The 20,764-nt window shown below is 60.9% G+C and carries 18 protein-coding genes; 16 read left to right on the forward strand and 2 right to left on the reverse strand.

The window, feature by feature from the left end; genetic code table 11:
• The first annotated feature begins 115 nt into the window (after window positions 1-115).
• The 6 genes from AACY31_RS14800 to AACY31_RS14825 all read left to right on the forward strand — a co-directional run bounded on the left by AACY31_RS14800 (window position 116) and on the right by AACY31_RS14825 (window position 5,494).
• On the forward strand, window positions 116-1,060 hold the full coding sequence (locus AACY31_RS14800) for a choline ABC transporter substrate-binding protein (protein WP_339477379.1): 945 nt from the start codon (window positions 116-118) through the stop codon (window positions 1,058-1,060).
• A gap of 71 nt (window positions 1,061-1,131) precedes the next feature.
• Window positions 1,132-2,019: a 3-keto-5-aminohexanoate cleavage protein gene (locus AACY31_RS14805; protein WP_339477382.1), complete on the forward strand. Its 888-nt coding sequence runs from the start codon at window positions 1,132-1,134 to the stop codon at window positions 2,017-2,019.
• Window positions 2,020-2,114: 95 nt separating this feature from the next.
• Window positions 2,115-3,080, forward strand: a complete 966-nt coding sequence (locus AACY31_RS14810) for an L-carnitine dehydrogenase (RefSeq protein ID WP_339477384.1) — start codon at window positions 2,115-2,117, stop codon at window positions 3,078-3,080.
• 127 nt (window positions 3,081-3,207) lie between these two features.
• Window positions 3,208-3,681, forward strand: a complete 474-nt coding sequence (locus tag AACY31_RS14815; protein ID WP_339477387.1) for a thioesterase family protein — start codon at window positions 3,208-3,210, stop codon at window positions 3,679-3,681.
• Window positions 3,682-3,700: 19 nt separating this feature from the next.
• Complete coding sequence (locus AACY31_RS14820; protein WP_339477390.1) at window positions 3,701-4,864, forward strand: gamma-butyrobetaine dioxygenase; 1,164 nt, start codon at window positions 3,701-3,703, stop codon at window positions 4,862-4,864.
• Window positions 4,865-5,230: 366 nt separating this feature from the next.
• Entirely contained in the window at window positions 5,231-5,494 is a 264-nt protein-coding gene (locus tag AACY31_RS14825; RefSeq protein WP_339477392.1) for a hypothetical protein, read from the forward strand.
• 509 nt (window positions 5,495-6,003) lie between these two features.
• On the opposite strand, the gene AACY31_RS14830 is transcribed toward AACY31_RS14825, so the two are convergent.
• Both AACY31_RS14830 and AACY31_RS14835 read right to left on the reverse strand, forming a co-directional pair.
• Complete coding sequence (locus tag AACY31_RS14830) at window positions 6,004-7,107, reverse strand: GlxA family transcriptional regulator (RefSeq protein ID WP_339477394.1); 1,104 nt, start codon at window positions 7,105-7,107, stop codon at window positions 6,004-6,006.
• 582 nt (window positions 7,108-7,689) lie between these two features.
• On the reverse strand, window positions 7,690-9,069 hold the full coding sequence (locus AACY31_RS14835) for an L-serine ammonia-lyase (protein WP_339477397.1): 1,380 nt from the start codon (window positions 9,067-9,069) through the stop codon (window positions 7,690-7,692).
• Window positions 9,070-9,491: 422 nt separating this feature from the next.
• On the opposite strand from AACY31_RS14835, the gene AACY31_RS14840 reads away from it, so the two are divergent.
• The 10 genes from AACY31_RS14840 (at window position 9,492) to AACY31_RS14885 (ending at window position 20,763) form a co-directional block, all read left to right on the forward strand.
• The gene (locus tag AACY31_RS14840; RefSeq protein ID WP_339477399.1) at window positions 9,492-10,439 is read left to right on the forward strand and encodes a choline ABC transporter substrate-binding protein; all 948 of its coding nucleotides are present in this window, start codon (window positions 9,492-9,494) and stop codon (window positions 10,437-10,439) included.
• Window positions 10,440-10,510: 71 nt separating this feature from the next.
• Complete coding sequence (gene choW, locus AACY31_RS14845) at window positions 10,511-11,356, forward strand: choline ABC transporter permease subunit (protein WP_339477402.1); 846 nt, start codon at window positions 10,511-10,513, stop codon at window positions 11,354-11,356.
• A complete protein-coding gene (gene choV, locus AACY31_RS14850; protein ID WP_339477405.1) occupies window positions 11,353-12,531 on the forward strand; it encodes a choline ABC transporter ATP-binding protein in 1,179 nt (392 codons plus the stop codon). The genes choW and choV overlap by 4 nt, the downstream gene beginning before the upstream one ends.
• A 346-nt stretch (window positions 12,532-12,877) precedes the next feature.
• Window positions 12,878-13,498, forward strand: coding sequence for a transcriptional regulator BetI (gene betI, locus AACY31_RS14855; RefSeq protein ID WP_339477407.1), 621 nt, complete (start codon window positions 12,878-12,880; stop codon window positions 13,496-13,498).
• 80 nt (window positions 13,499-13,578) lie between these two features.
• Window positions 13,579-15,051, forward strand: coding sequence for a betaine-aldehyde dehydrogenase (betB, locus tag AACY31_RS14860; protein WP_339477409.1), 1,473 nt, complete (start codon window positions 13,579-13,581; stop codon window positions 15,049-15,051).
• Between the two features lie 145 nt (window positions 15,052-15,196).
• The gene (gene betA, locus AACY31_RS14865) at window positions 15,197-16,900 is read left to right on the forward strand and encodes a choline dehydrogenase (protein WP_339477411.1); all 1,704 of its coding nucleotides are present in this window, start codon (window positions 15,197-15,199) and stop codon (window positions 16,898-16,900) included.
• A 185-nt stretch (window positions 16,901-17,085) separates the two neighbouring features.
• Window positions 17,086-18,093, forward strand: coding sequence for a hypothetical protein (locus tag AACY31_RS14870; RefSeq protein WP_339504698.1), 1,008 nt, complete (start codon window positions 17,086-17,088; stop codon window positions 18,091-18,093).
• Complete coding sequence (locus tag AACY31_RS14875) at window positions 18,090-18,815, forward strand: AzlC family ABC transporter permease (protein ID WP_339504700.1); 726 nt, start codon at window positions 18,090-18,092, stop codon at window positions 18,813-18,815. Before AACY31_RS14870 ends, AACY31_RS14875 begins: the two co-directional genes overlap by 4 nt.
• A complete protein-coding gene (locus AACY31_RS14880; protein ID WP_339477419.1) occupies window positions 18,812-19,153 on the forward strand; it encodes an AzlD domain-containing protein in 342 nt (113 codons plus the stop codon). The genes AACY31_RS14875 and AACY31_RS14880 overlap by 4 nt, the downstream gene beginning before the upstream one ends.
• 167 nt (window positions 19,154-19,320) lie before the next feature.
• Entirely contained in the window at window positions 19,321-20,763 is a 1,443-nt protein-coding gene (locus AACY31_RS14885; RefSeq protein WP_339477421.1) for a TldD/PmbA family protein, read from the forward strand.
• The last annotated feature ends 1 nt before the right edge of the window (window position 20,764 follow it).

Genomic DNA, 20,764 nt, shown 5'->3' on the forward strand with positions numbered 1-20,764 from the left:
GCAGTGCAAGAGCACGTCGCCGCTGTGCGTTTTGCCTGGCACCGGGCTGCGTAACTTGGCATCACCGGCGCGCAGATGCCGCACCCCATAACAATAAGCTGCCGAGGAACCCGACATGAAACGACTGATCAGCTCCTGCGTACTTGGACTTTGCGGTACCACTTTGCTCAATGGCGCCGCCATGGCCGCCGAGCCCGCCGCGTGCCAGAACGTGCGCCTGGGCGTGGTCAACTGGACCGACGTCATCGCCACCAGCGCCCTGACCCAAGTGATGCTCGACGGCCTCGGCTACAAGACCAAGCAAACCAGCGCCTCCCAGCAAATCATCTTCGCCGGCATCCGCGACCAGCGGCTGGACTTGTTCCTGGGCTACTGGAACCCGCTGATGACCCAGACCATCACCCCGTTCGTCGAGGCCAAGCAGGTCAAGGTGCTGGAACAGCCCAGCCTCAAGGACGCCCGCGCCACCCTGGCCGTGCCGACCTACCTGGCCGACAAGGGCCTGAAGACCTTCGCCGACATCGCCAAATTCGAAAAAGAGCTGGGCGGCAAAATCTACGGCATCGAGCCCGGCTCCGGCGCCAATACCCAGATCAAGGCGATGATCGCCAAGAACCAGTTCGGCCTGGGCAAATTCCAGCTGGTGGAGTCCAGCGAGGCCGGCATGCTCGCCGCCGTGGACCGTGCCGTGCGGCGCAAGGAGGCCGTGGTGTTCTTCGGCTGGGCGCCACACCCGATGAACGTCAACGTGCAAATGACCTACCTCACCGGCAGCGACGACGCCCTCGGCCCGAACGAAGGCATGGCCACCGTCTGGACGGTCACTGCGCCGAACTACGCCGAGCAATGCCCGAACGTCGGCCGCTTGCTGAGCAACCTGACGTTCAGCGCCGAAGATGAGAGCCGGATGATGCAGCCGTTGCTCGATCACAAGGACCCGCTCGAATCGGCCCGGCAATGGCTCAAGGATCATCCGCAAGACAAGCAGCGCTGGCTCGAAGGCGTGACCACCTTCGACGGCAAGCCCGCCGCCGACAACCTGAAACTCACCAGCAACTGAACAACCGTTATCCATCTGCGCAGCGCCAAACGGCTGCGCGGTGACTCACCACGCCTGAAGGAAGCCGCACCATGAACCACGACGTCATCATCACCTGCGCACTCACCGGTGCTGGCGACACGACCGCCAAGAGCCCCCACGTGCCGGTCACCCCGAAACAGATCGCCTTCGCCGCCGTCGAGGCGGCGAAGGCCGGGGCCACGGTGGTCCATTGCCACGTCCGCGACCCGCAGACTGGCAAGTTCAGCCGTGACGTGGCGCTGTACCGCGAAGTGATGGCGCGCATCCGAGAGGCGGACGTGGACATCATCGTCAACCTCACCGCCGGCATGGGCGGCGACCTGGAGATCGGTGCGGGCGAACGGCCGATGGCGTTCGGTCCCAACACCGACCTGGTTGGGCCGCTGACCCGCCTGGCCCACGTCGAAGAGCTGTTGCCGGAAATCTGCACCCTGGATTGCGGCACCCTGAACTTCGGCGACGGCGACACCATTTACGTCTCCACCCCGGCGCAACTGCGGGCCGGCGCCAAGCGCATCACTGAGCTGGGCGTCAAGGCCGAGCTGGAGATCTTCGACACCGGTCACCTGTGGTTCGCCAAGCAACTGATCAAGGAAGGCCTGCTGGACAACCCGCTGTTCCAACTCTGCCTGGGCATCCCATGGGGCGCGCCGGCCGACACCACCACCATGAAAGCCATGGTCGACAACTTGCCGGCGGACGCGGTGTGGGCCGGCTTCGGCATCGGCCGCATGCAGATGCCGATGGCCGCCCAGGCGGTGCTGCTGGGAGGCAACGTGCGGGTCGGCCTGGAAGACAACCTCTGGCTGGACAAAGGCGTCCTCGCTACCAACGGTCAGTTGGTGGAGCGCGCCGGCGAAATCCTCAGCCGCCTCGGCGCCCGCGTGCTCACCCCGGCTGAAGGTCGCAAGAAAATGGGCCTGACCCAGCGCGGCTGAGCCGACATCCACCTTCCCCTATCGGGGGGCACAACCTGTGGGAGCAAGGCTTGCCCCCACAGGAGATCACCGAACTATTTCTTCAGGACATCACCATGAGCTTTATCACCGACATCAAGACCTTCGCCGCCCTGGGCAGCGGTGTGATCGGCAGCGGCTGGGTCAGCCGGGCCCTGGCCCATGGCCTGGACGTCGTCGCCTGGGACCCGGCGCCGGGTGCCGAAGCAGCGTTGCGCAAGCGCGTCGCCAATGCCTGGGGCGCCCTGGAGCAACAAGGCCTGGCACCCGGCGCTTCGCAAGATCGGTTGCGCTTTGTCGCCACCATCGAAGACTGCGTGCGCGACGCCGACTTCATCCAGGAAAGCGCCCCCGAGCGACTGGAATTGAAACTCGAGCTACACGCTCAGATCAGCGCCGCCGCCAAGTCAAACGCGCTCATCGGCTCCAGCACTTCGGGGTTACTGCCAAGCGAGTTCTATGAGGGTTCCACCCACCCGGAACGCTGTGTGGTCGGGCACCCGTTCAACCCGGTCTACCTGTTGCCGCTGGTGGAAGTGGTCGGCGGCAAACACACCGCGCCCGAAGCCGTGCAGGCGGCGATGCAGGTGTACGAATCCCTCGGCATGCGGCCGCTGCACGTGCGCAAGGAAGTGCCCGGTTTCATCGCCGACCGCCTGCTCGAAGCGTTGTGGCGCGAAGCCCTGCACCTGGTCAACGACGGCGTCGCCACCACCGGGGAAATTGACGACGCCATCCGCTTTGGCGCCGGACTGCGCTGGTCGTTCATGGGCACGTTCCTGACCTACACCCTGGCCGGCGGCGATGCCGGCATGCGGCACTTCATGGCCCAGTTCGGCCCGGCGCTGCAACTGCCGTGGACCTACCTGCCAGCGCCAGAGCTGACCGAAAAACTGATCGACGATGTGGTGGACGGCACCCGCGCGCAATTGGGCAGCCACAGCATCTCGGCCCTGGAGCGCTATCGTGATGATTGCCTGCTGGCGGTGCTGGAGGCGGTGAAGACCACCAAGGCCAAGCACGGCATGTCTTTCGCTGAATAACCCCCGGTGGGAACGGGCTTGCTCGCGAAGAGGCTGGTACATCCGCTAAATATCGTGCGGCAGATACACCGCCTTCGCGAGCAAGCCCGCTCCCACATGAATCCCAATCTTCCGCTGGATCGTCATCATGCCCACCCTCACCCCCTACCAAACCCACATCCTCCCCGAATGGGTTGATTACAACGGCCACCTGCGCGATGCCTTCTACCTGCTGATCTTCAGCTACGCCACCGACGCGCTGATGGACCGGCTCGGCCTGGACAGCCAGAACCGCGAAGCCTGCGGCCACTCGCTGTTCACCCTCGAACTTCATCTCAACTACCTGCACGAAGTGAAGCTCGACGCCCAGGTCGAGGTGCACACGCACATCATCGGCCACGACGCCAAACGCCTGCACCTCTACCACAGCCTGCATCTGGTCGGCGGTGATAAAGAGCTGGCCGGCAATGAACAGATGCTGCTGCACGTCGACCTGGCCGGCCCGCGCTCGGCGCCCTTCACGGAACAGACCCTGGGCCGGCTCAACGCCTTGCTCGAGCAACAATCCGACCTGCCGCCGACCTATATCGGCCGGGTCATCGCCCTGCCTGCCGCCCGGTAAGCCTTACACAGGAGATCGCATGAACACCGCCGCCGCTTTTGCCGACTTCCGCCGTTACCCCCTGATCTTCCCATTGACCGCCGCCACACCGTTGTCCGACCGGGTGCAAGTGACGTGGGCCGACGGCCGGGTCAGCCCCTTTCATCACCCGTGGTTGCGGGACAACTGCCCTTGCCCACAATGCGTCTACAGCGTCACCCGCGAGCAGGTGCTGGAAATCGTCGACGTCCCTGAAGACATCGCCCCCGACGCAACCCGCCTCGACGACGAAGGCTGCCTGTGTGTGGACTGGCAGGACGGTCACCAGAGCCGTTTCGACCCGGGCTGGTTGCGCGCCCACGCCTACGATGATCAGTCCCGAGCCGAGCGCCTGGCGAACAAACCCCGGCGCCAATTGTGGCGGCGCGACCTGCAATTGCCAGTGTTCGATTACCCGGCACTGATGGACGATGCCGATGCGTTGTTGCAATGGTTGTTGGCGGTACGCGACATCGGCCTGACCCAAGTGCGCGGCGTACCCACCGAACCCGGCTCGCTGAAACGAGTTGCCCAGCGCATTGCCTTCATTCGAGAGAGCAACTTCGGCGTGCTGTTCAACGTGCAGTCCAAGGCCGATGCCGACAGCAACGCCTACACCGCTTTCAACCTGCCGCTGCACAGTGATTTGCCGACCCGGGAATTGCAGCCGGGGCTGCAATTCTTGCATTGCCTGGTGAATGACGCCGACGGTGGCGAGAGCATTTTTGTCGACGGTTTCGCCATTGCCGATTCCCTGCGCCAGAAAGACCCCGAGGCCTTCGACGCGCTGTGCCGGATCCCGGTGGAGTTTCGCAACAAGGACCGCCACAGCGACTACCGCTGCCTGGCCCCCATCATCGCGCTGGATGCCCTTGGGCAGGTTTCGGAAATCCGCATGGCGAACTTCCTGCGTGGGCCGTTCGACACCTCGGTCGAGCAGATGCCCAAGCTTTACCACGCCTACCGCCGCTTCATTGCCCTGACCCGAGAGCCACAATTTCGCCTGGTACAGCGCCTCGAACCCGGCCAGCTCTGGTGCTTCGACAACCGCCGCATCCTCCACGCCCGCAATGCCTTCGACCCGGCTTCCGGGGCCCGGCATTTCCAGGGGTGCTATGTGGATCGGGATGAGTTGTTGTCGCGGATTCTGGTGTTGCAGCGTTAGACCGCATCATCGTTCAGCGCGAGCAGGTTCTATGAACGACACAGAACCGCTGTGGGAGCGAGCCTGCTCGCGAAGGCGCCCGATCAAACAACACACTTTCACCTGATTCACACAGGCAAAAAAATCCCCGATCAAGCCGTGACAGGATCGGGGCAGGTTGCGTTACTGGAGGAGCTGTCGCGCGAGGGTGACCAAACCATCGTGATTCAGCTTGTGGGCAGTGTGCCCAGTCCAGTCCCGTGCAAGTTAGCCGAAAACGACGCCTCCATAGTCATTCATGACATTGCGACCATTTGCCCTTGCCGCCGCTTCGGGTGGCTACCAGAATCGAGACACGACCCCAATCCCTGAACAAGGAAAAGCGTCATGATGTACGCCGATTTGATCGACCAGGAAGACCTGCTGGGCCACCTCAAGGCCCTGGGTCTGCAAATACCCAGTGGCTCCACGGCCGAACAGGCGTGCGAGTGTGCTGTGCGGGGGCTGGACACCATCCGTGCCAATGAATTGCGGCGGATGGTCAAGGATATGTACACCAGCAGCGCCACCATCCTGCCGGCCGTGCGCCAGGCAATTGATAAGCAACTGTTGCCGGCGTTGATGCAATACCAGCAGAACCATAGCGCCTGACAGAACCAATGGTTCCCACAGGATTTGTGTCGTTCACGAAACCTGTGGGAGCGAGCTTGCTCGCGATGGCGGCCTGACTGAGTACATATCCGTTGCTGCGGTAACGGCGGCTTATGGTTCCGCCCTGACGGCGGCTCACTTTTGGAAGAGCGCCAAAAGTAAGCAAAAACGCTTTGCCCCACCACTCGGCACCTCGCCTAGGCTCGGTGTGCCCGAACGAAGGCATTGCTCCGTGGGCCCGCCGCGATCAACGTCCACCGCGAGGCGGCCTAGTAGCCGACCTAGCTCTCCCCGTCGTACACCCATCAGATCTGTTTGAGCAGGACCTGTGGGAGCAAAGCTTGCTCGCGAGGCGCGCCTGACAGCCGGCCTGTCTCTCCAGCCAAACCCCAATCCAACTGTGGGAGCGAGCTTGCTCGCGAAGGCGGCCTTACAGCCAACCCGCCTCTCCAGCCAAACCCCAATCCAACTGTGGGAGCGAGCTTGCTCGCGATGAAGACGCTACGGTCTCAGAGTCTCACACTGGCAAACGTCGACTCATTACGCGCCTGGCTCAGCGCCGACAGCGGGCCGGACAATGGCGACAGCACCAGCGCCTGCGGCAGCGGCAACATCGCCACCTGTTGGGTGGTATTGGAGCCGACGCGTTCGTCGCGAGGCGGAATGCCGAAGTATTCGCGGTAGCACTTGGAGAAGTGCGGGGTGGAGACGAAGCCGCACACCGAGGCCACTTCGATGATCGACATCGGCGTCTGCTTGAGCAGTTGCCGTGCACGGATCAGCCGCAGCTTGAGGTAATAGCGCGACGGCGAACAGTGCAGGTATTTCTGGAACAACCGCTCCAACTGTCGCCGGGACACGGCGACGTACACCGCCAGTTCGTCCAGGTCGATCGGCTCTTCGAGGTTGGCCTCCATCAGCGCGACGATTTCCTGCAACTTCGGTTGGTTGGTACCGAGCATGTGCTTGAGCGGCACACGCTGATGGTCCTGTTCGTTGCGGATACGCTCGTAGACAAACATTTCCGAGATCGCCGCCGACAGTTCACGACCGTGATCGCGGCTGATCAAGTGCAGCATCATGTCCAGCGGCGCGGTGCCACCAGAGCTGGTGAAGCGGTTGCGGTCTAGGGAGAACAAACGGGTACTCATCGACACCCGCGGGAAAGCTTCCTGCATGGCAGCCAGGCATTCCCAGTGCACGCTGCAATCGAAGCCGTCCAGCAGGCCGGCGCAGGCCAGGGCCCAACTGCCGGTACAAACCGCGCCGAGGCGACGGGACTGGCGGGCCTGGCTCTGCAACCACGACACGTGTTCGCGGGTCACGGTGCGCTGGATGCCGACGCCGCCACAGACGATGACAGTATCCAGGGGCGGCGCCTTGTGCATGGAGGCGTCGGGGGTGATCTGCAAACCGTCGCTGGCCCAGACTTGGCCGCCATCGACCGTAAGGGTGGTCCAACGATACAGCTCACGACCGGACAATTGGTTGGCCATGCGTAGCGGTTCTACCGCGGACGCCAGGGAAATCAGCGTGAAATTGTCCAGCAGCAAAAAGCCGATGGATTGAGGCGTACGGTTCTGGGATTGGGCCCCTGAGTTGGACGGCGTCATCGCGGTATCTCCTCACACAAAGCGGGTGATGGCCTCAGGCGGAGGCTCTTTTTATTGGTTGTTGCCCTCGTTCTCACGAAGGAGCTGGGCTTTACAGCGATAGAGCAATTGCCATGCCTAAAATTGAATACGCGTTCAATAAATCCTGAAAACGACATCACGAGCAGTCTATATAAGGCGTGCATCGAGTACGGGTTATGAGCGCCATCAATGGCGGCTGGCACCTGCCACAACAGACAGTGAGCAGTTCGGTATCACTTGTGGGAACTGGGCTGCGCCGCTTGCACAACGAGTATCACCACAGGTGCGGGTGACGGACGGTCGAGCGCGCTTCAGCGCCTGGATCGACAAAACGGGACTTGTCTGTTTGCGACGCGCCAAAAGGTGGCGCGTTTGCAGATCGGTGTTCATTTTGCGAGCAGTTTTCGCTCTTGTGGATAAAGAAAATCATCAGTGGGAACAAAGCTTGCTCGCGAGGGTGGTAGGTCAGTCGACATCCATGTTGAATCTACTGCCCCCATCGCGGGCAAGCCTTGCTCCCACAGAGAACCCCCTTGCTACAGAGGGTTGCGCGAACGCGATTCAGCACTCCACCGCACTGACCGCCAAGCCGCCGCGCGAGGTCTCCTTGTATTTGTCATGCATGTCGGCACCGGTATCACGCATGGTGCGGATCACCCGATCCAGGGAGATGAAATGCTGGCCATCCCCGCGCAGGGCCATTTGGGCGGCGTTGATTGCCTTGACCGCGGCGATCGCATTGCGCTCGATGCACGGCACCTGCACCAGGCCACCCACTGGGTCGCAGGTCAGGCCGAGGTTGTGCTCCAGGCCGATTTCCGCCGCGTTGCACAGTTGCTCCGGCGTGGCCCCGAGGATTTGCGCCAGGCCTGCAGCCGCCATGGCGCAGGCCGATCCCACTTCGCCCTGGCAACCGACTTCGGCGCCGGAAATCGATGCGTTCTTTTTGCACAGGATTCCAACGGCCGCCGCACCGAGGAAATAATCCACGACGTTGGCGTCGGTGACCGCTTCGCTGAACTTCATGAAGTAATGCAGCACCGCCGGAATGATCCCCGCCGCCCCATTGGTCGGCGCCGTGACCATGCGCCCACCGGCGGCGTTCTCCTCGTTGACCGCCAGGGCGAACAGGTTGACCCACTCCATGGCACTGAGGGTCGAGCCGATGACATTGGGCTTGTTCAGCTCTTGCAAGCTGCGATGCAACTTGGCCGCACGCCGACGCACATTCAAGCCGCCCGGCAAGATACCTTCGTGCTTGAGGCCCTGCTCGACGCAATCCTGCATGGCCCGCCAGAGTTTCATCAGGCCGCTGCGGATCTCGTCTTCCGAACGCCAGACCTTTTCGTTGGCCATCATCAACTCGGCCACCCGCAAGTTATGGCTGCGGCACAACTGGAGCAACTCTTCGGCGCTGGAAAAATCGTAAGGCAGTTCGGTGCGGTCCAGGTCCACCACACCGCTGGTGGCTTGGGCCTGATCGACGACGAAACCGCCGCCGACCGAGTAAAAGGTGTTACGGTATAGCTCGTCGCCGTTGGCGGCCTCGACCACCAGCGTCATGGCGTTGGGATGGAATGGCAGGTTTTCGTCGATCAGGCGCATGTCCCGGGACCAGACGAAAGGCACCGGTAGGCGACCGTCCAGCAGCAGAGTCTGGGTCTGGCGCAGTCGCTCGATGCACACACCAATCTGCGATGGGTCGATCGCGTCCGGCCACTCGCCCATCAAGCCCATAATCACCGCGTTATCGCTACCATGGCCGATGCCAGTGGCGGAAAGCGAACCGTAGAGTTGAACTTCCACCCGTGCTACCTGCCCCAAAATTCCTCGCTCACGCAAACCTTGCACGAACAATGCGGCGGCCCGCATCGGGCCCACGGTGTGTGAGCTGGACGGACCGATACCGATTTTGAACAGGTCAAAAACGCTGATTGCCATTGCCGAAAACTCCAGAACAGGCACATCCGGGCGCAGGAGCGTCCGGTGACGGAGCTGCTAAGCTCAACGTCGGATGGCCGCATCATCCGGTTTTTGCCTTGGGCCCCGACGTCTGACACCGACGCAATCATGCCCACCAACGCCGCCCCGCCCTGCCCCCGGTTTTACGCCGTTTTTCTGCGTGTCAGAGCCCCCCCAGGGGCGAAAAAAAGCTGTAACCGACATCACCGATACTAGATGCGACCCTCCCTGTACTGGATACGACCCCCCCTGTAGGCGTCAGATTTGCACTGGTACATGATCGGTTACGGCTCGTTTGCAAGGCCGCGTGTCACACAGTGCCCACGCGCCACCAACCGCAGAATCCAATTAAGCGCGGTTGTCCTCCCGGACACCGCCGATAAAACACCAGGAGTCCGCCCATGAAAGGTTCCACGTCATTGTTGTTGGCAGCCATGCTGAGTCTTCCAATGTTGGCCAGCGCCGCTGAACCCGAACAGTGCAGCACCGTCAACTTCTCCGATGTCGGCTGGACCGACATCACCGTGACCACCGCCACCGCCAGCGTGGTACTCGACGCCCTCGGCTACACGACCAAGACCACCATGATTTCCGTGCCGGTAACCTACAAGTCCCTGGCCGATGGCAAGAACATGGACGTGTTCCTCGGCAACTGGATGCCGACCATGGAAAACGACATCAAGGCCTACCGCGAAGCCGGCACCGTGGAAACCGTGCGCACCAACCTCAAGGGTGCCAAGTACACCCTCGCCGTCCCTCAGGCTTTGTATGACAAAGGCCTGCACGACTTCGCCGACATCCCCAAATTCAAGAAAGAACTCGACGGCAAGATCTACGGTATCGAACCCGGCAACGACGGCAACCGCCTGATCCAGAGCATGATCGAAAAGAACGCCTTCGGCCTGAAGGATGCAGGCTTCAAAGTCGTCGAATCGAGTGAAGCCGGCATGCTCTCGCAGGTCGACCGCTCCGCCAGGCGTGGCACCGACGTGGTGTTCCTCGGCTGGGCACCACACCCGATGAACACCCGCTTCAAGATCCAGTACCTGACCGGCGGCGACGACTTCTTCGGCCCCGACTTCGGTGCCGCAACCGTGGCGACCAACACCCGCAAGGGCTACAGCCAAGAGTGCAGCAACGTTGGCCAGCTGTTGAAAAACCTGGAGTTCACCGTCGACATGGAAAGCACGCTGATGGGCAACGTGCTCGACGACAAGATGAAACCTGAGGCCGCCGCCAAGGCCTGGCTGAAGAAAAACCCACAGGTACTCGATACCTGGTTGGCTGGCGTGACCACCATTGACGGTAAACCTGGCCTGGACGCCGTGAAAGCCAAGCTTGCACAGTAACTGCTTATGTTATGCCAGGCGGGCCCGCCCGCCTGGGCTGTTCATTCCCTTGCATGCGGACGTCCACTACCATGCTCATTGATCAAAAAATACCCTTAGGCCAGTACATTGCCGGCTTCGTCGATTGGTTGACGCAACACGGCGCCAACACTTTCGATGCCATCGCACTGTTTCTGGAAACGATGATTCACGGCGTGACGTTTGCGCTGACCTGGTTCAACCCGTTGGCTTTGATCGGCCTCATCGCGCTATTCGCGCACTTCATCCAGCGCAAATGGGGCCTGACCGTATTCGTCATCGCGTCCTTCCTGCTGATCCTCAACCTGGGTTACTGGCAAGAGACCATGGAAACCCTCGCCCAGGTGCTGTTCGCGACCCTGGTTTGCGTACTGATCGGCGTGCCGCTGGGCATTGTTGCCGCGCACAAGCCGCTGTTCTACACCCTGATGCGCCCGGTACTCGATCTGATGCAGACCGTACCGACCTTCGTATACCTCATTCCTACCCTGACCCTTTTCGGTCTGGGTGTGGTCCCGGGCCTGATCTCCACGGTAGTGTTCGCGATTGCCGCGCCCATCCGCCTGACCTACCTGGGCATCCGCGACGTACCAGAGGAACTGATGGACGCCGGCAAAGCTTTCGGCTGCTCCCGTCGCCAACTCCTGTCGCGTATCGAACTGCCCCATGCGATGCCAAGCATCGCGGCCGGTATCACCCAGTGCATCATGCTGTCCTTGTCGATGGTGGTGATCGCCGCGCTGGTGGGGGCCGATGGCCTGGGTAAACCTGTGGTCAACGCACTGAACACCGCCGATATCGCCCTGGGCTTTGAAGCTGGCCTGGCAATCGTACTGCTGGCGATCATGCTCGACCGAATCTGCAAACAACCCGACGCCAAAGTAAGGAGTGACGCATGAGCATCATTCATTTTGAAGACGTCGACGTGATCTTCGCCAGGGATCCACGCGAAGCCCTGAAGCTGCTCGACCAAGGCATGACCCGCAACGAAATCCTGAAGAAAACCGGGCAGATCGTCGGCGTTGAAAAAGCCAGCCTGGACATCGAGAAAGGCGAAATCTGTGTCTTGATGGGCCTTTCCGGTTCCGGCAAATCCAGCCTGTTGCGCTGCATCAACGGCTTGAACACCGTCAGTCGCGGCAAGCTGTTCGTCGAACACGAAGGCCGGCAGATCGACATCGCCTCCTGCACCCCCGCCGAACTGAAGATGATGCGCACCCAGCGCATTGCCATGGTGTTCCAGAAGTTCGCCCTGATGCCTTGGCTGACGGTGCGCGAGAACATCAGCTTTGGTCTGGAAATGCAGGGTCGCCCTGAGAAAGAACGCCGCAAGCTGGTGGATGAGAAGCTGGAGCTGGTGGGCCTGGCCCAGTGGCGCAACAAGAAGCCCGACGAATTGTCCGGCGGCATGCAGCAACGGGTTGGCCTGGCCCGCGCCCTGGCGATGGACGCCGACATCCTGCTGATGGATGAACCGTTCTCGGCCCTCGACCCATTGATCCGCCAAGGCCTGCAAGACGAACTGCTGGAGCTGCAACGCAAGCTGAGCAAAACCATCGTGTTCGTCAGCCACGACCTCGACGAAGCCCTGAAGCTGGGCAGCCGTATCGCGATCATGAAAGACGGCCGGATCGTCCAGTACAGCAAACCCGAAGAGATCGTGCTGAACCCGGCCGATGACTACGTGCGCACCTTCGTCGCCCACACCAACCCGCTCAACGTGCTGTGCGGTCGCAGCCTGATGCGCACCCTGGACAACTGCAAGCGCATCAACGGTTCGGTGTGCCTGGACCCGAGCGGCGACTCCTGGCTCGACCTGGCCGAAGGCAACACCATCAAGGGCGCCCGGCAGAACGGCGCGGCGCTGGACCTGCAAAACTGGGTACCGGGCCAAGCCGTCGAAGAACTGGGCCGGCACCCGACCCTGGTGGACTCCAACATCGGCATGCGCGACGCGTTGCAGATTCGCTACCAGACCGGCAATAAACTGGTGCTCCACGATAACCAGCAAATCGTCGGGATCCTCGGCGACAGCGAGCTGTACCACGCACTGCTGGGCAAGAACCTGGGCTAAGCCAACGCCTGCAAAGACGCCGCGAGATGAACGCGGTGTCTTTGTTTGGCCCTCTCTCAAACCCACACAAGCCCCGGTGGCGCCTCTCTTCGTTCCAGCCCATCGACCAGTGGGCATCCAACCCACGGATGTCATAAAGACATCCCGAAAAAACCTCGCCTTATCCCGCGGGGTCACGCTGTCTCAGGTGCCACATGCCCATTTGCGCATAAGGAATTTCGGCAACAGCGACGAGCCGTCGCAGAACTCACTTTTTGTTGATTGAACGTTCAATCAAAACAAAATAGACTGGTTTCGTTCCGGCAGACGACATTCGCGAGCCCAATGGCCTAAGGAGATGTGCTAGATGCCCAAGGTCGGTATACAACCCATGCGCCGCCAACAACTGATCGAAGCCACGTTGCAAGCGGTCGATCAGGTCGGTATGGGGGACGCCAGCATTGCGCTGATCGCCCGTTTGGCCGGTGTCTCCAACGGCATCATCAGTCACTACTTTCAGGACAAGAATGGCCTGATCGCGGCCACGGCCCAGTACCTGATGAGTGTCCTGAGCGAGAACGTCACCGCGCGCCGCCAGGCGCTGGAGGACACAAGCGCCCGGGCTCACCTCAAGGTGATCATCGAAGGCAACTTCGACGCCAGCCAGGTCAATGGCCCGGCAATGAAAACCTGGCTGGCCTTCTGGGCCACCAGCATGCACCACCCGTCTTTGCACAGGTTGCAGCGGATCAACGATCACCGTCTGTATTCCAACCTGTGTAGCCAGTTCCGCCGCGTGCTGCCCGTTGATCAGGCACGCAGCGCGGCACGGGGGCTGGCCGCGCTGATTGACGGTTTGTGGCTGCGCGGAGCGCTGTCGGGAGACGCGTTCGATACCGCCCAGGCGCACCAGATCGCTCACGAATACATGGATCTCCAACTGGCCAAAGCAGGGGCGCCAGAGCACACAGAACCGCTCGACTCCTGAACCGCCGCCGAGCCGCGTCGTCAGCTATAAACGACGCGCTCCGCTGGCCAGCCAACCACTTATGCACTTGCGAGGACTTTATGGCCCGTTTCGAACTGCAAAAACTCTACATCGATGGCGCGTACAGTGATGCCAGCGGCGACGCCACTTTCGAAGCCATCAACCCTGCCAACGGTGAAGTCCTTGCCCAAGTGCAGCGTGCGACGTTCGAAGACGTCGAGCGCGCCGTGGCCAGCGCCGAAAAAGGCCAGAAAATCTGGGCCGCCATGACCGCCATGCAGCGTTCGCGCATCCTGCGTCGCGCCGTGGAGATCCTGCGCGAGCGCAACGATGAGTTGGCCGCCCTGGAAACCCTGGACACCGGCAAGGCCTACTCCGAAACCCGCTACGTCGACATCGTCACCGGCGCCGACGTGCTGGAATACTACGCCGGCCTGGTGCCTGCCATCGAAGGCGAGCAGGTTCCGCTGCGCACCACTTCATTCGTCTACACCCGTCGCGAGCCCCTGGGCGTCGTGGCCGGTATCGGCGCGTGGAACTACCCGATCCAGATCGCCCTGTGGAAATCCGCCCCGGCCCTGGCGGCCGGTAACGCGATGATCTTCAAGCCGAGCGAAGTCACCTCGCTGACCACCCTGAAACTGGCCGAAATCTACACCGAGGCCGGCGTTCCAGCGGGTGTGTTCAACGTACTGACCGGCAGCGGCCGCGAAGTCGGCACCTGGCTGACCGAGCACCCGCGCATCGAAAAAATCTCCTTCACCGGCGGCACCGACACCGGCAAGAAAGTCATGGCCAGCGCCTCGAGTTCTTCGCTCAAGGACGTGACCATGGAACTGGGCGGCAAGTCGCCGCTGATCATCTTCGACGACGCCGACCTGGATCGCGCCGCCGACACCGCGATGATGGCCAACTTCTATAGCTCCGGTCAGGTCTGCACCAACGGCACCCGCGTGTTTGTGCCGAGCCACCTCAAGACCGCCTTCGAAGCCAAGATCGCCGAGCGCGTGGCGCGCATCCGCATCGGTAATCCTGAGGACGAAAACACCAATTTCGGTCCGCTGGTGAGCTTCGCCCACATGGAAAGCGTGCTGGGCTACATCGAGAAAGGCAAAGCCGAAGGCGCGCGCCTGTTGTGCGGCGGCAGTCGCCTGACCGACGGCGAATTGGCCAAGGGCGCGTTCGTCGCCCCGACCGTGTTCACCGATTGCACCGACGAGATGACCATCGTTCGCGAAGAAATCTTCGGCCCGGTGATGAGTATCCTCACCTATGACACCGAAGAAGAAGTGATCCGTCGCGCCAACGACACCGACTTCGGCCTGGCCGCCGGCGTCGTGACCCGCGACCTGAACCGCGCCCACCGAGTGATCCACCAGCTCGAAGCCGGCATCTGCTGGATCAATGCCTGGGGTGAGTCGGCGGCTGAAATGCCGGTCGGTGGCTACAAGCAATCGGGCGTGGGCCGGGAGAACGGTATCAGCTCGCTGAACAACTTCACCCGCATCAAATCGGTACAGGTCGAGTTGGGCGATTACACGTCGGTGTTCTGATCCAGCGTCGTCTCTGAGACCGCCATCGCGAGCCGGCTCGCTCCCACAGGAGCCCCCATTCCAGTGTGGGAGCGAGCCGGCTCGCGATCGAGTGCGAAGCACTCGCAAGGTCTGACCTGAACCCATTCAAAAGAGGGTGCATTTCATGTCCCAAACATTCGACTACATCATCATCGGCGCCGGTTCGGCCGGTAACACCCTGGCCACCCGCCTGACCGAAGACGAAGGCGTCACCGTCCTGCTGCTCGAAGCCGGCGGCCCGGACTATCGCCTGGACTTCCGCACACAAATGCCCGCCGCCCTGGCGTTCCCGCTGCAAGGCCGACGCTACAACTGGGCCTACGAGACCGACCCGGAACCACACATGGATGGCCGCCGCATGGAATGCGGTCGCGGCAAGGGCTTGGGTGGTTCTTCGCTGATCAACGGCATGTGCTACATCCGCGGCAACGCCCTGGACTATGACAACTGGGCCAAGTTGCCGGGCCTGGAAGACTGGGCCTACCTCGATTGCCTGCCGTATTTCCGTAAAGCCGAAACCCGCGACATCGGCCCGAACGACTACCACGGCGGCGACGGCCCAGTCAGCGTGACCACGCCCAAGGCCGGCAACAACCCGCTGTTCCACGCCATGGTCGAAGCCGGCGTACAGGCCGGTTACCCGCGTACAGAAGACCTCAATGGCTACCAGCAGGAAGGTTTCGGCCCGATGGACCGCACCGTCACGCCCAACGGTCGCCGGGCCAGCACCGCACGCGGTTACCTGGACATCGCCAAGAAGCGCTCGACACTGACCATCGTCACCCACGCCCTGACCGACAAGATTCTGTTCGAAGGCAAACGTGCAGTCGGCGTGCGTTACCTGGTGGGCGCCGCTGAAGAGCGCGTCGAAGCCCGGGCGCGCAAGGAAGTGCTGCTGTGCTCCGGCGCCATCGCCTCGCCGCAGATCCTGCAACGCTCCGGCGTCGGCCCGGCCCAGTTGCTGGAAAGCCTCGACATCCCGGTGGTCCACGACCTGCCGGGTGTCGGTGAAAACTTGCAAGATCACCTGGAGCTGTACCTGCAATACGCCTGCACCCAACCGGTTTCCCTGTACCCCTCGCTGCTCTGGTACAACCAGCCGGCCATCGGTGCCGAGTGGCTGTTCAACGGCACCGGCATTGGCGCCAGCAACCAGTTCGAGGCCGGCGGCTTCATCCGCAGCCGTCCGGAATTCGATTGGCCGAACATCCAGTATCACTTCCTGCCGGTGGCGATTAACTACAACGGCAGCAACGGCGTGAAGGAACACGGTTTCCAGGCGCACATGGGCTCCATGCGCTCGCCAAGCCGCGGCCGTATCCAGGCCACGTCCAAGGACCCACGCCAGCACCCGAGCATCCTGTTCAACTACATGGCGACCGAGCAGGACTGGCAGGAGTTTCGCGATGGCATCCGCCTGACCCGTGAGATCATGCAGCAGCCGGCGCTCGATCCGTTCCGTGGTCGTGAGATCAGCCCGGGCATCGAGGTGCAGACGGACGAGCAGTTGGACCAGTTCATCCGCGAGCATGCCGAAACCGCGTTCCACCCGTCCTGCTCGTGCAAGATGGGCACCGACGACATGGCGGTGGTGGACGGCGAAGGCCGCGTGCATGGCATGCAAGGGTTGCGCGTGGTGGATGCCTCGATCATGCCGATCATCACCACCGGCAACCTGAACGCACCGACGATCATGATCGCCGAGAAAATCGCCGACAAGATCCGCGGCCGCAAGCCCCTGCCACGCAGCACCGCGCCGTACTACGTGGCCGGTAGCGCACCGGTCAAGGGCAAGCCAATGCGTGAGGTTAGCAACTCTGCCCAGTAACATTCGACAGGCACAAAAAACCGCCAATCCTTATGAAATGGCGGTTTTTTTGTGCCTGTTTTTTCAATCGCCAGTCGCCCTCCCGACCCAGCGAAAATAAAATTCGGCAACATATATAAACTTGTCAAGTTAACCCCCCATCTCTACTATCCGCGCACTTTTCAATACAGTTAGGATTGCAGTAATTGAAGGACCAAATTACGGCAGATGCTCCGTCAGTCGTCAGCGATTTTCGTGAACGGATACATAAAGAAACCTGCATTAACCTTGACTTTGGTTACTTGAACGGTGCCATTGAGTCATGGTGGATGAGGAATAATCATCAACCCACCCATACACTTAAATTGCAATTGCTGTGCCTTTTCCAAACCTACCTGCGCAACGAAGACACGTTGTACTTCGATAAGGTCGGCCTGGCCGATGAAGGCGTGGCAGCGGTATGCATCAAGAATATCTTCAGGCTGGACTCCCCAAAGCTTGCACTTACCGCACACGAAGCGCTGGCAGAGCTGTTCTACCTGACCGATATCAAATATGACTATGAGGAGCACAAGGCGCTCTATCTAAAACCATCGGCAGAGCAATACAAAGAATGGGGTAATGGCTACGGAGATATCACGCCGCACTCCGACGACCTGTATGAACATATGCATATTGTTTATTTGGCATTGACAGTATGTCGCGACACTACCCATACACCGACGACTTATTACTTCCCTCGCGACCTGATCGACAATCTCAGTGACGACGAACTGGCAACGCTGCTCACTATGCAAGCAATATTTACTTCCGGTAAAAACGTGAATGGTTTCAAGGAACGAATTCGCAACATCGTCACTTATGACTCACTTTACGGCTATCAGTTTTCGCTGGACTTTCGTATTGACCAGCACTGTGGCGAACGCATGCGCGCGATCAATGGTGGGCAGCACGTCCTGGACAAAATGCGGGCCGGGATCGCCCACGCCAGGCATCACGTATCTACAGCGCAAACAGGCACCTTCCTGATCATGGCCAACCACAAGCTCCTGCATGCCCGACCGACGCTAAATATCAGTGTCGACACAGTTCGCAAACACTCGGCTACACCGACCCTCGGCACGACACCGCGCCTGCTATTTCGCAGCAAAGGCCCCAGAAAATACTATTACCCGCTGGACGAAAGCCCTGGCGTCATAGAGGACAAGCCATGACTGCCGATATACAGCCGACAAACTCATTGCCGCACAGGGTCTTCAAAGAAGGCGCTCGCGATGCCGTTACCTTTGGTATCGCATTCGTTTTTCTTTATTTATCGATTGGTATTCTCGGTGCCACGCAAACCCTGTCCTGGGGCCAGACCCTGGCGACGACGTTATTGATTTTTTCCACGCCACTGCAGTTCTTGCTCGTACAAAACCCACATGATGGCTGGTTGCTGGTTCCAATCATTATCATACTCAACGCCAGATTCGTCTTGCTCTCGGCGGCGATAGCACCACACATCAGAGACACCTCCACCGCAAAAATCACCGCCTCATTGATTCTGATCACCCCGTCGATCTTTACGGCGTTCATGACCCGCCTGAAACATCGAAACGACTACCCCTTCAGTTACATGATCGGTGTCGGGCTGCCCATATTCGTCGTGTCGATCATCTGCACTTGTATCGGTTTCATAGCCGGTGCAGAGCTTGCGTCACCGTTCGTCTATGCGGCCATGGCGATGTTGCTGCCCCTCCAATTCACGGCTCTGGCAGGGAAGCACTGGCCTCATTATGCAGAGGTATCGAGCTATTGGCTTGGGTTCATCGGCGCGCCATTGCTGGTTCTGATGTTCAGGGACTACAGCCTGCTCCTGACACCGTTTGTCATCGGAGCCGGCATGGTGTTGGTTGAAAACCGACGCAAGGCCAGGGAGACCACAACGCCATGACGCTCTGGCTCCTGATAGTTTTCTCGGCGCTTTGCGCCTTCGTTTTTCGCGGCCTGCCGTTTGTCTTCAAGAACAGCGCGGCACTCACGCAGACAGAGGGGTCGTTGTATCGGTTCATCAGCTACAGCGCACAAGCGATGCTGGGCGTCATCGTCTATGACACCGCCTTCGATAAACGCGATGCGTTAAGCCTGGTGCAGGAGTTCCAGACGCTCGATGGGGTGAAACTGGTCCTGTTGTCGTTAGCCTTTGTCGTGGTCATAAAAACAAAAAGAATACTGCCCAGTTTCTTCGCCTGTCTGCTGGCTTACCTCGCCGCGCTCCTTTACCTCCATTAGCCTCGATTCCGACCCAGCATACAAATACCTTTGACGAGAGTTTATTCTCGCGCCAAAGGTATCGTGTTCGACCTCTTCTTGATCCCTCCCCCGCCCAGGCCTACTCTAGAGCCGCCGCGTCAACACGCCGCACCTCGCTGCATCGCCACTCCAGACAAGGAGGTTCCATGTTCGACTTCCACCCCCAGCTCAAGCAGCGTTTTGCTGCCTTGCGCACGGGCGCTGAATTCTTTTCCCTGCGTTACGTGCGCGAGTCCGGCCAGCACCTGTCAGTGCGCAAGAATGTCGCCGAACCACCCAGCCTGGGCCGTGATGAAGGGGCGATGCTCACCGTGCGGGTCAACGGGGTCGAGGCGTATGCCGCTACCAACGACCTGTCCCAGGTCGGCCTGCAAGCGGCACTCGAACGCGCCGAGCAACATGCTCGCGGGCTCAAGCCCCATGCCCTGCTGGACCTGCGTGAGCAAGCGGTGTCCAGCGAACGCGCCGATTATTTCTCGCCGAATTTCGACCAGGCCTTCGCGCCACTGAGCGATTGCTACCAGTTACTCGGCGACGAGTCAGCCGCAGTGCCCCAGGACGAGCGCCTCGTGAACTGGCAAGCCAGCATCGGCCTGACCCAGGTCGAGCAGATCTACCTCAACAGTGCTGGCGCTGAACTGCGCCAGGCTCAACGCTTCATCTACCCGGCCCTGGAAGTCACCGCCTTCGACGGGCACGACAGCCAGACCCGCACCCTGGGCCGGGAAAACTTCGGCCAGCAAGGCGGCTTCGATGTGATCAGTCGTAGCGGCCTGATTGGCGCCGGGCTGAAAATCGCCGACCAGGCCCTGCAATTGCTGCTGGCGCCAAACACGCCCCAAGGCCCCCGCGACCTGCTGCTGATGCCCGACCAGATGATGCTGCAGATTCACGAGTCCATCGGTCATCCGCTGGAGCTGGACCGCATCCTGGGGGACGAGCGCAATTACGCCGGCACAAGCTTCGTCAAGACCAGTGATTTCGGCCACTTGCAATACGGTTCCAACCTGCTGAACGTGACCTTCGACCCGAACATTCCCGAAGAACTGGCGAGCTACAGCCATGACGACGATGGCAGCGCCGCCAACAAACAGTTCCTGATTCGTGAAGGCCTGTTGCTGCGTCCACTGGGCGGTGCACTGTCCCAGTTTCGCGCCGGCCTCGACGGTGTCGCCAACAGCCGCGCCTGCGGCTGGAATCGTCCGCCCATCGACCGCATGGCGAACCTGAACATCGAACCCGGCGACCAGTCCCTGGAGCAACTGATCGAGGGCACCGAGCGCGGCGTGCTGATGCGCACCAACCGCTCGTGGTCCATCGACGACGCCCGCAACAAATTCCAGTTCGGCTGCGAATGGGGCCAGTTGATCGAGAACGGTGAGCTCACGGGTGTGGTGAAGAACCCCAACTACCGCGGCATTTCCGCACAATTCTGGAAGAACCTGCGCGCCGTGGGCGATGCCAGTACCCTCCAGGTCCTGGGCACGCCGAACTGTGGCAAGGGCGAACCGAACCAGGCTATCCGCGTCGGCCATGCGTCGCCGGCCTGCGTGTTCAGCAACGTTGATGTGTTTGGGGGGGATGCCTGAT

Origin of the sequence: Pseudomonas sp. RL_105y_Pfl2_101 (assembly GCF_963970585.1) — a bacterium.
In the GTDB taxonomy this organism is placed as follows: domain Bacteria; phylum Pseudomonadota; class Gammaproteobacteria; order Pseudomonadales; family Pseudomonadaceae; genus Aquipseudomonas.

What these genes read in the sequence shown, in the direction of transcription:
- betB (WP_339477409.1), top strand. Translation starts at nt 13,579, where the DNA reads ATGGCCCGTTTCGAACTGCAAAAACTCTACATCGATGGCGCGTACAGT.
- AACY31_RS14810 (WP_339477384.1), top strand. Translation starts at nt 2,115, where the DNA reads ATGAGCTTTATCACCGACATCAAGACCTTCGCCGCCCTGGGCAGCGGT.
- AACY31_RS14835 (WP_339477397.1), bottom strand. Translation starts at nt 9,069, where the DNA reads ATGGCAATCAGCGTTTTTGACCTGTTCAAAATCGGTATCGGTCCGTCC.
- AACY31_RS14815 (WP_339477387.1), top strand. Translation starts at nt 3,208, where the DNA reads ATGCCCACCCTCACCCCCTACCAAACCCACATCCTCCCCGAATGGGTT.
- AACY31_RS14830 (WP_339477394.1), bottom strand. Translation starts at nt 7,107, where the DNA reads ATGACGCCGTCCAACTCAGGGGCCCAATCCCAGAACCGTACGCCTCAA.
- AACY31_RS14875 (WP_339504700.1), top strand. Translation starts at nt 18,090, where the DNA reads ATGACTGCCGATATACAGCCGACAAACTCATTGCCGCACAGGGTCTTC.
- AACY31_RS14805 (WP_339477382.1), top strand. Translation starts at nt 1,132, where the DNA reads ATGAACCACGACGTCATCATCACCTGCGCACTCACCGGTGCTGGCGAC.
- AACY31_RS14840 (WP_339477399.1), top strand. Translation starts at nt 9,492, where the DNA reads ATGAAAGGTTCCACGTCATTGTTGTTGGCAGCCATGCTGAGTCTTCCA.
- AACY31_RS14880 (WP_339477419.1), top strand. Translation starts at nt 18,812, where the DNA reads ATGACGCTCTGGCTCCTGATAGTTTTCTCGGCGCTTTGCGCCTTCGTT.
- AACY31_RS14800 (WP_339477379.1), top strand. Translation starts at nt 116, where the DNA reads ATGAAACGACTGATCAGCTCCTGCGTACTTGGACTTTGCGGTACCACT.
- AACY31_RS14820 (WP_339477390.1), top strand. Translation starts at nt 3,701, where the DNA reads ATGAACACCGCCGCCGCTTTTGCCGACTTCCGCCGTTACCCCCTGATC.
- betI (WP_339477407.1), top strand. Translation starts at nt 12,878, where the DNA reads ATGCCCAAGGTCGGTATACAACCCATGCGCCGCCAACAACTGATCGAA.
- choW (WP_339477402.1), top strand. Translation starts at nt 10,511, where the DNA reads ATGCTCATTGATCAAAAAATACCCTTAGGCCAGTACATTGCCGGCTTC.
- AACY31_RS14825 (WP_339477392.1), top strand. Translation starts at nt 5,231, where the DNA reads ATGATGTACGCCGATTTGATCGACCAGGAAGACCTGCTGGGCCACCTC.
- choV (WP_339477405.1), top strand. Translation starts at nt 11,353, where the DNA reads ATGAGCATCATTCATTTTGAAGACGTCGACGTGATCTTCGCCAGGGAT.
- AACY31_RS14885 (WP_339477421.1), top strand. Translation starts at nt 19,321, where the DNA reads ATGTTCGACTTCCACCCCCAGCTCAAGCAGCGTTTTGCTGCCTTGCGC.
- betA (WP_339477411.1), top strand. Translation starts at nt 15,197, where the DNA reads ATGTCCCAAACATTCGACTACATCATCATCGGCGCCGGTTCGGCCGGT.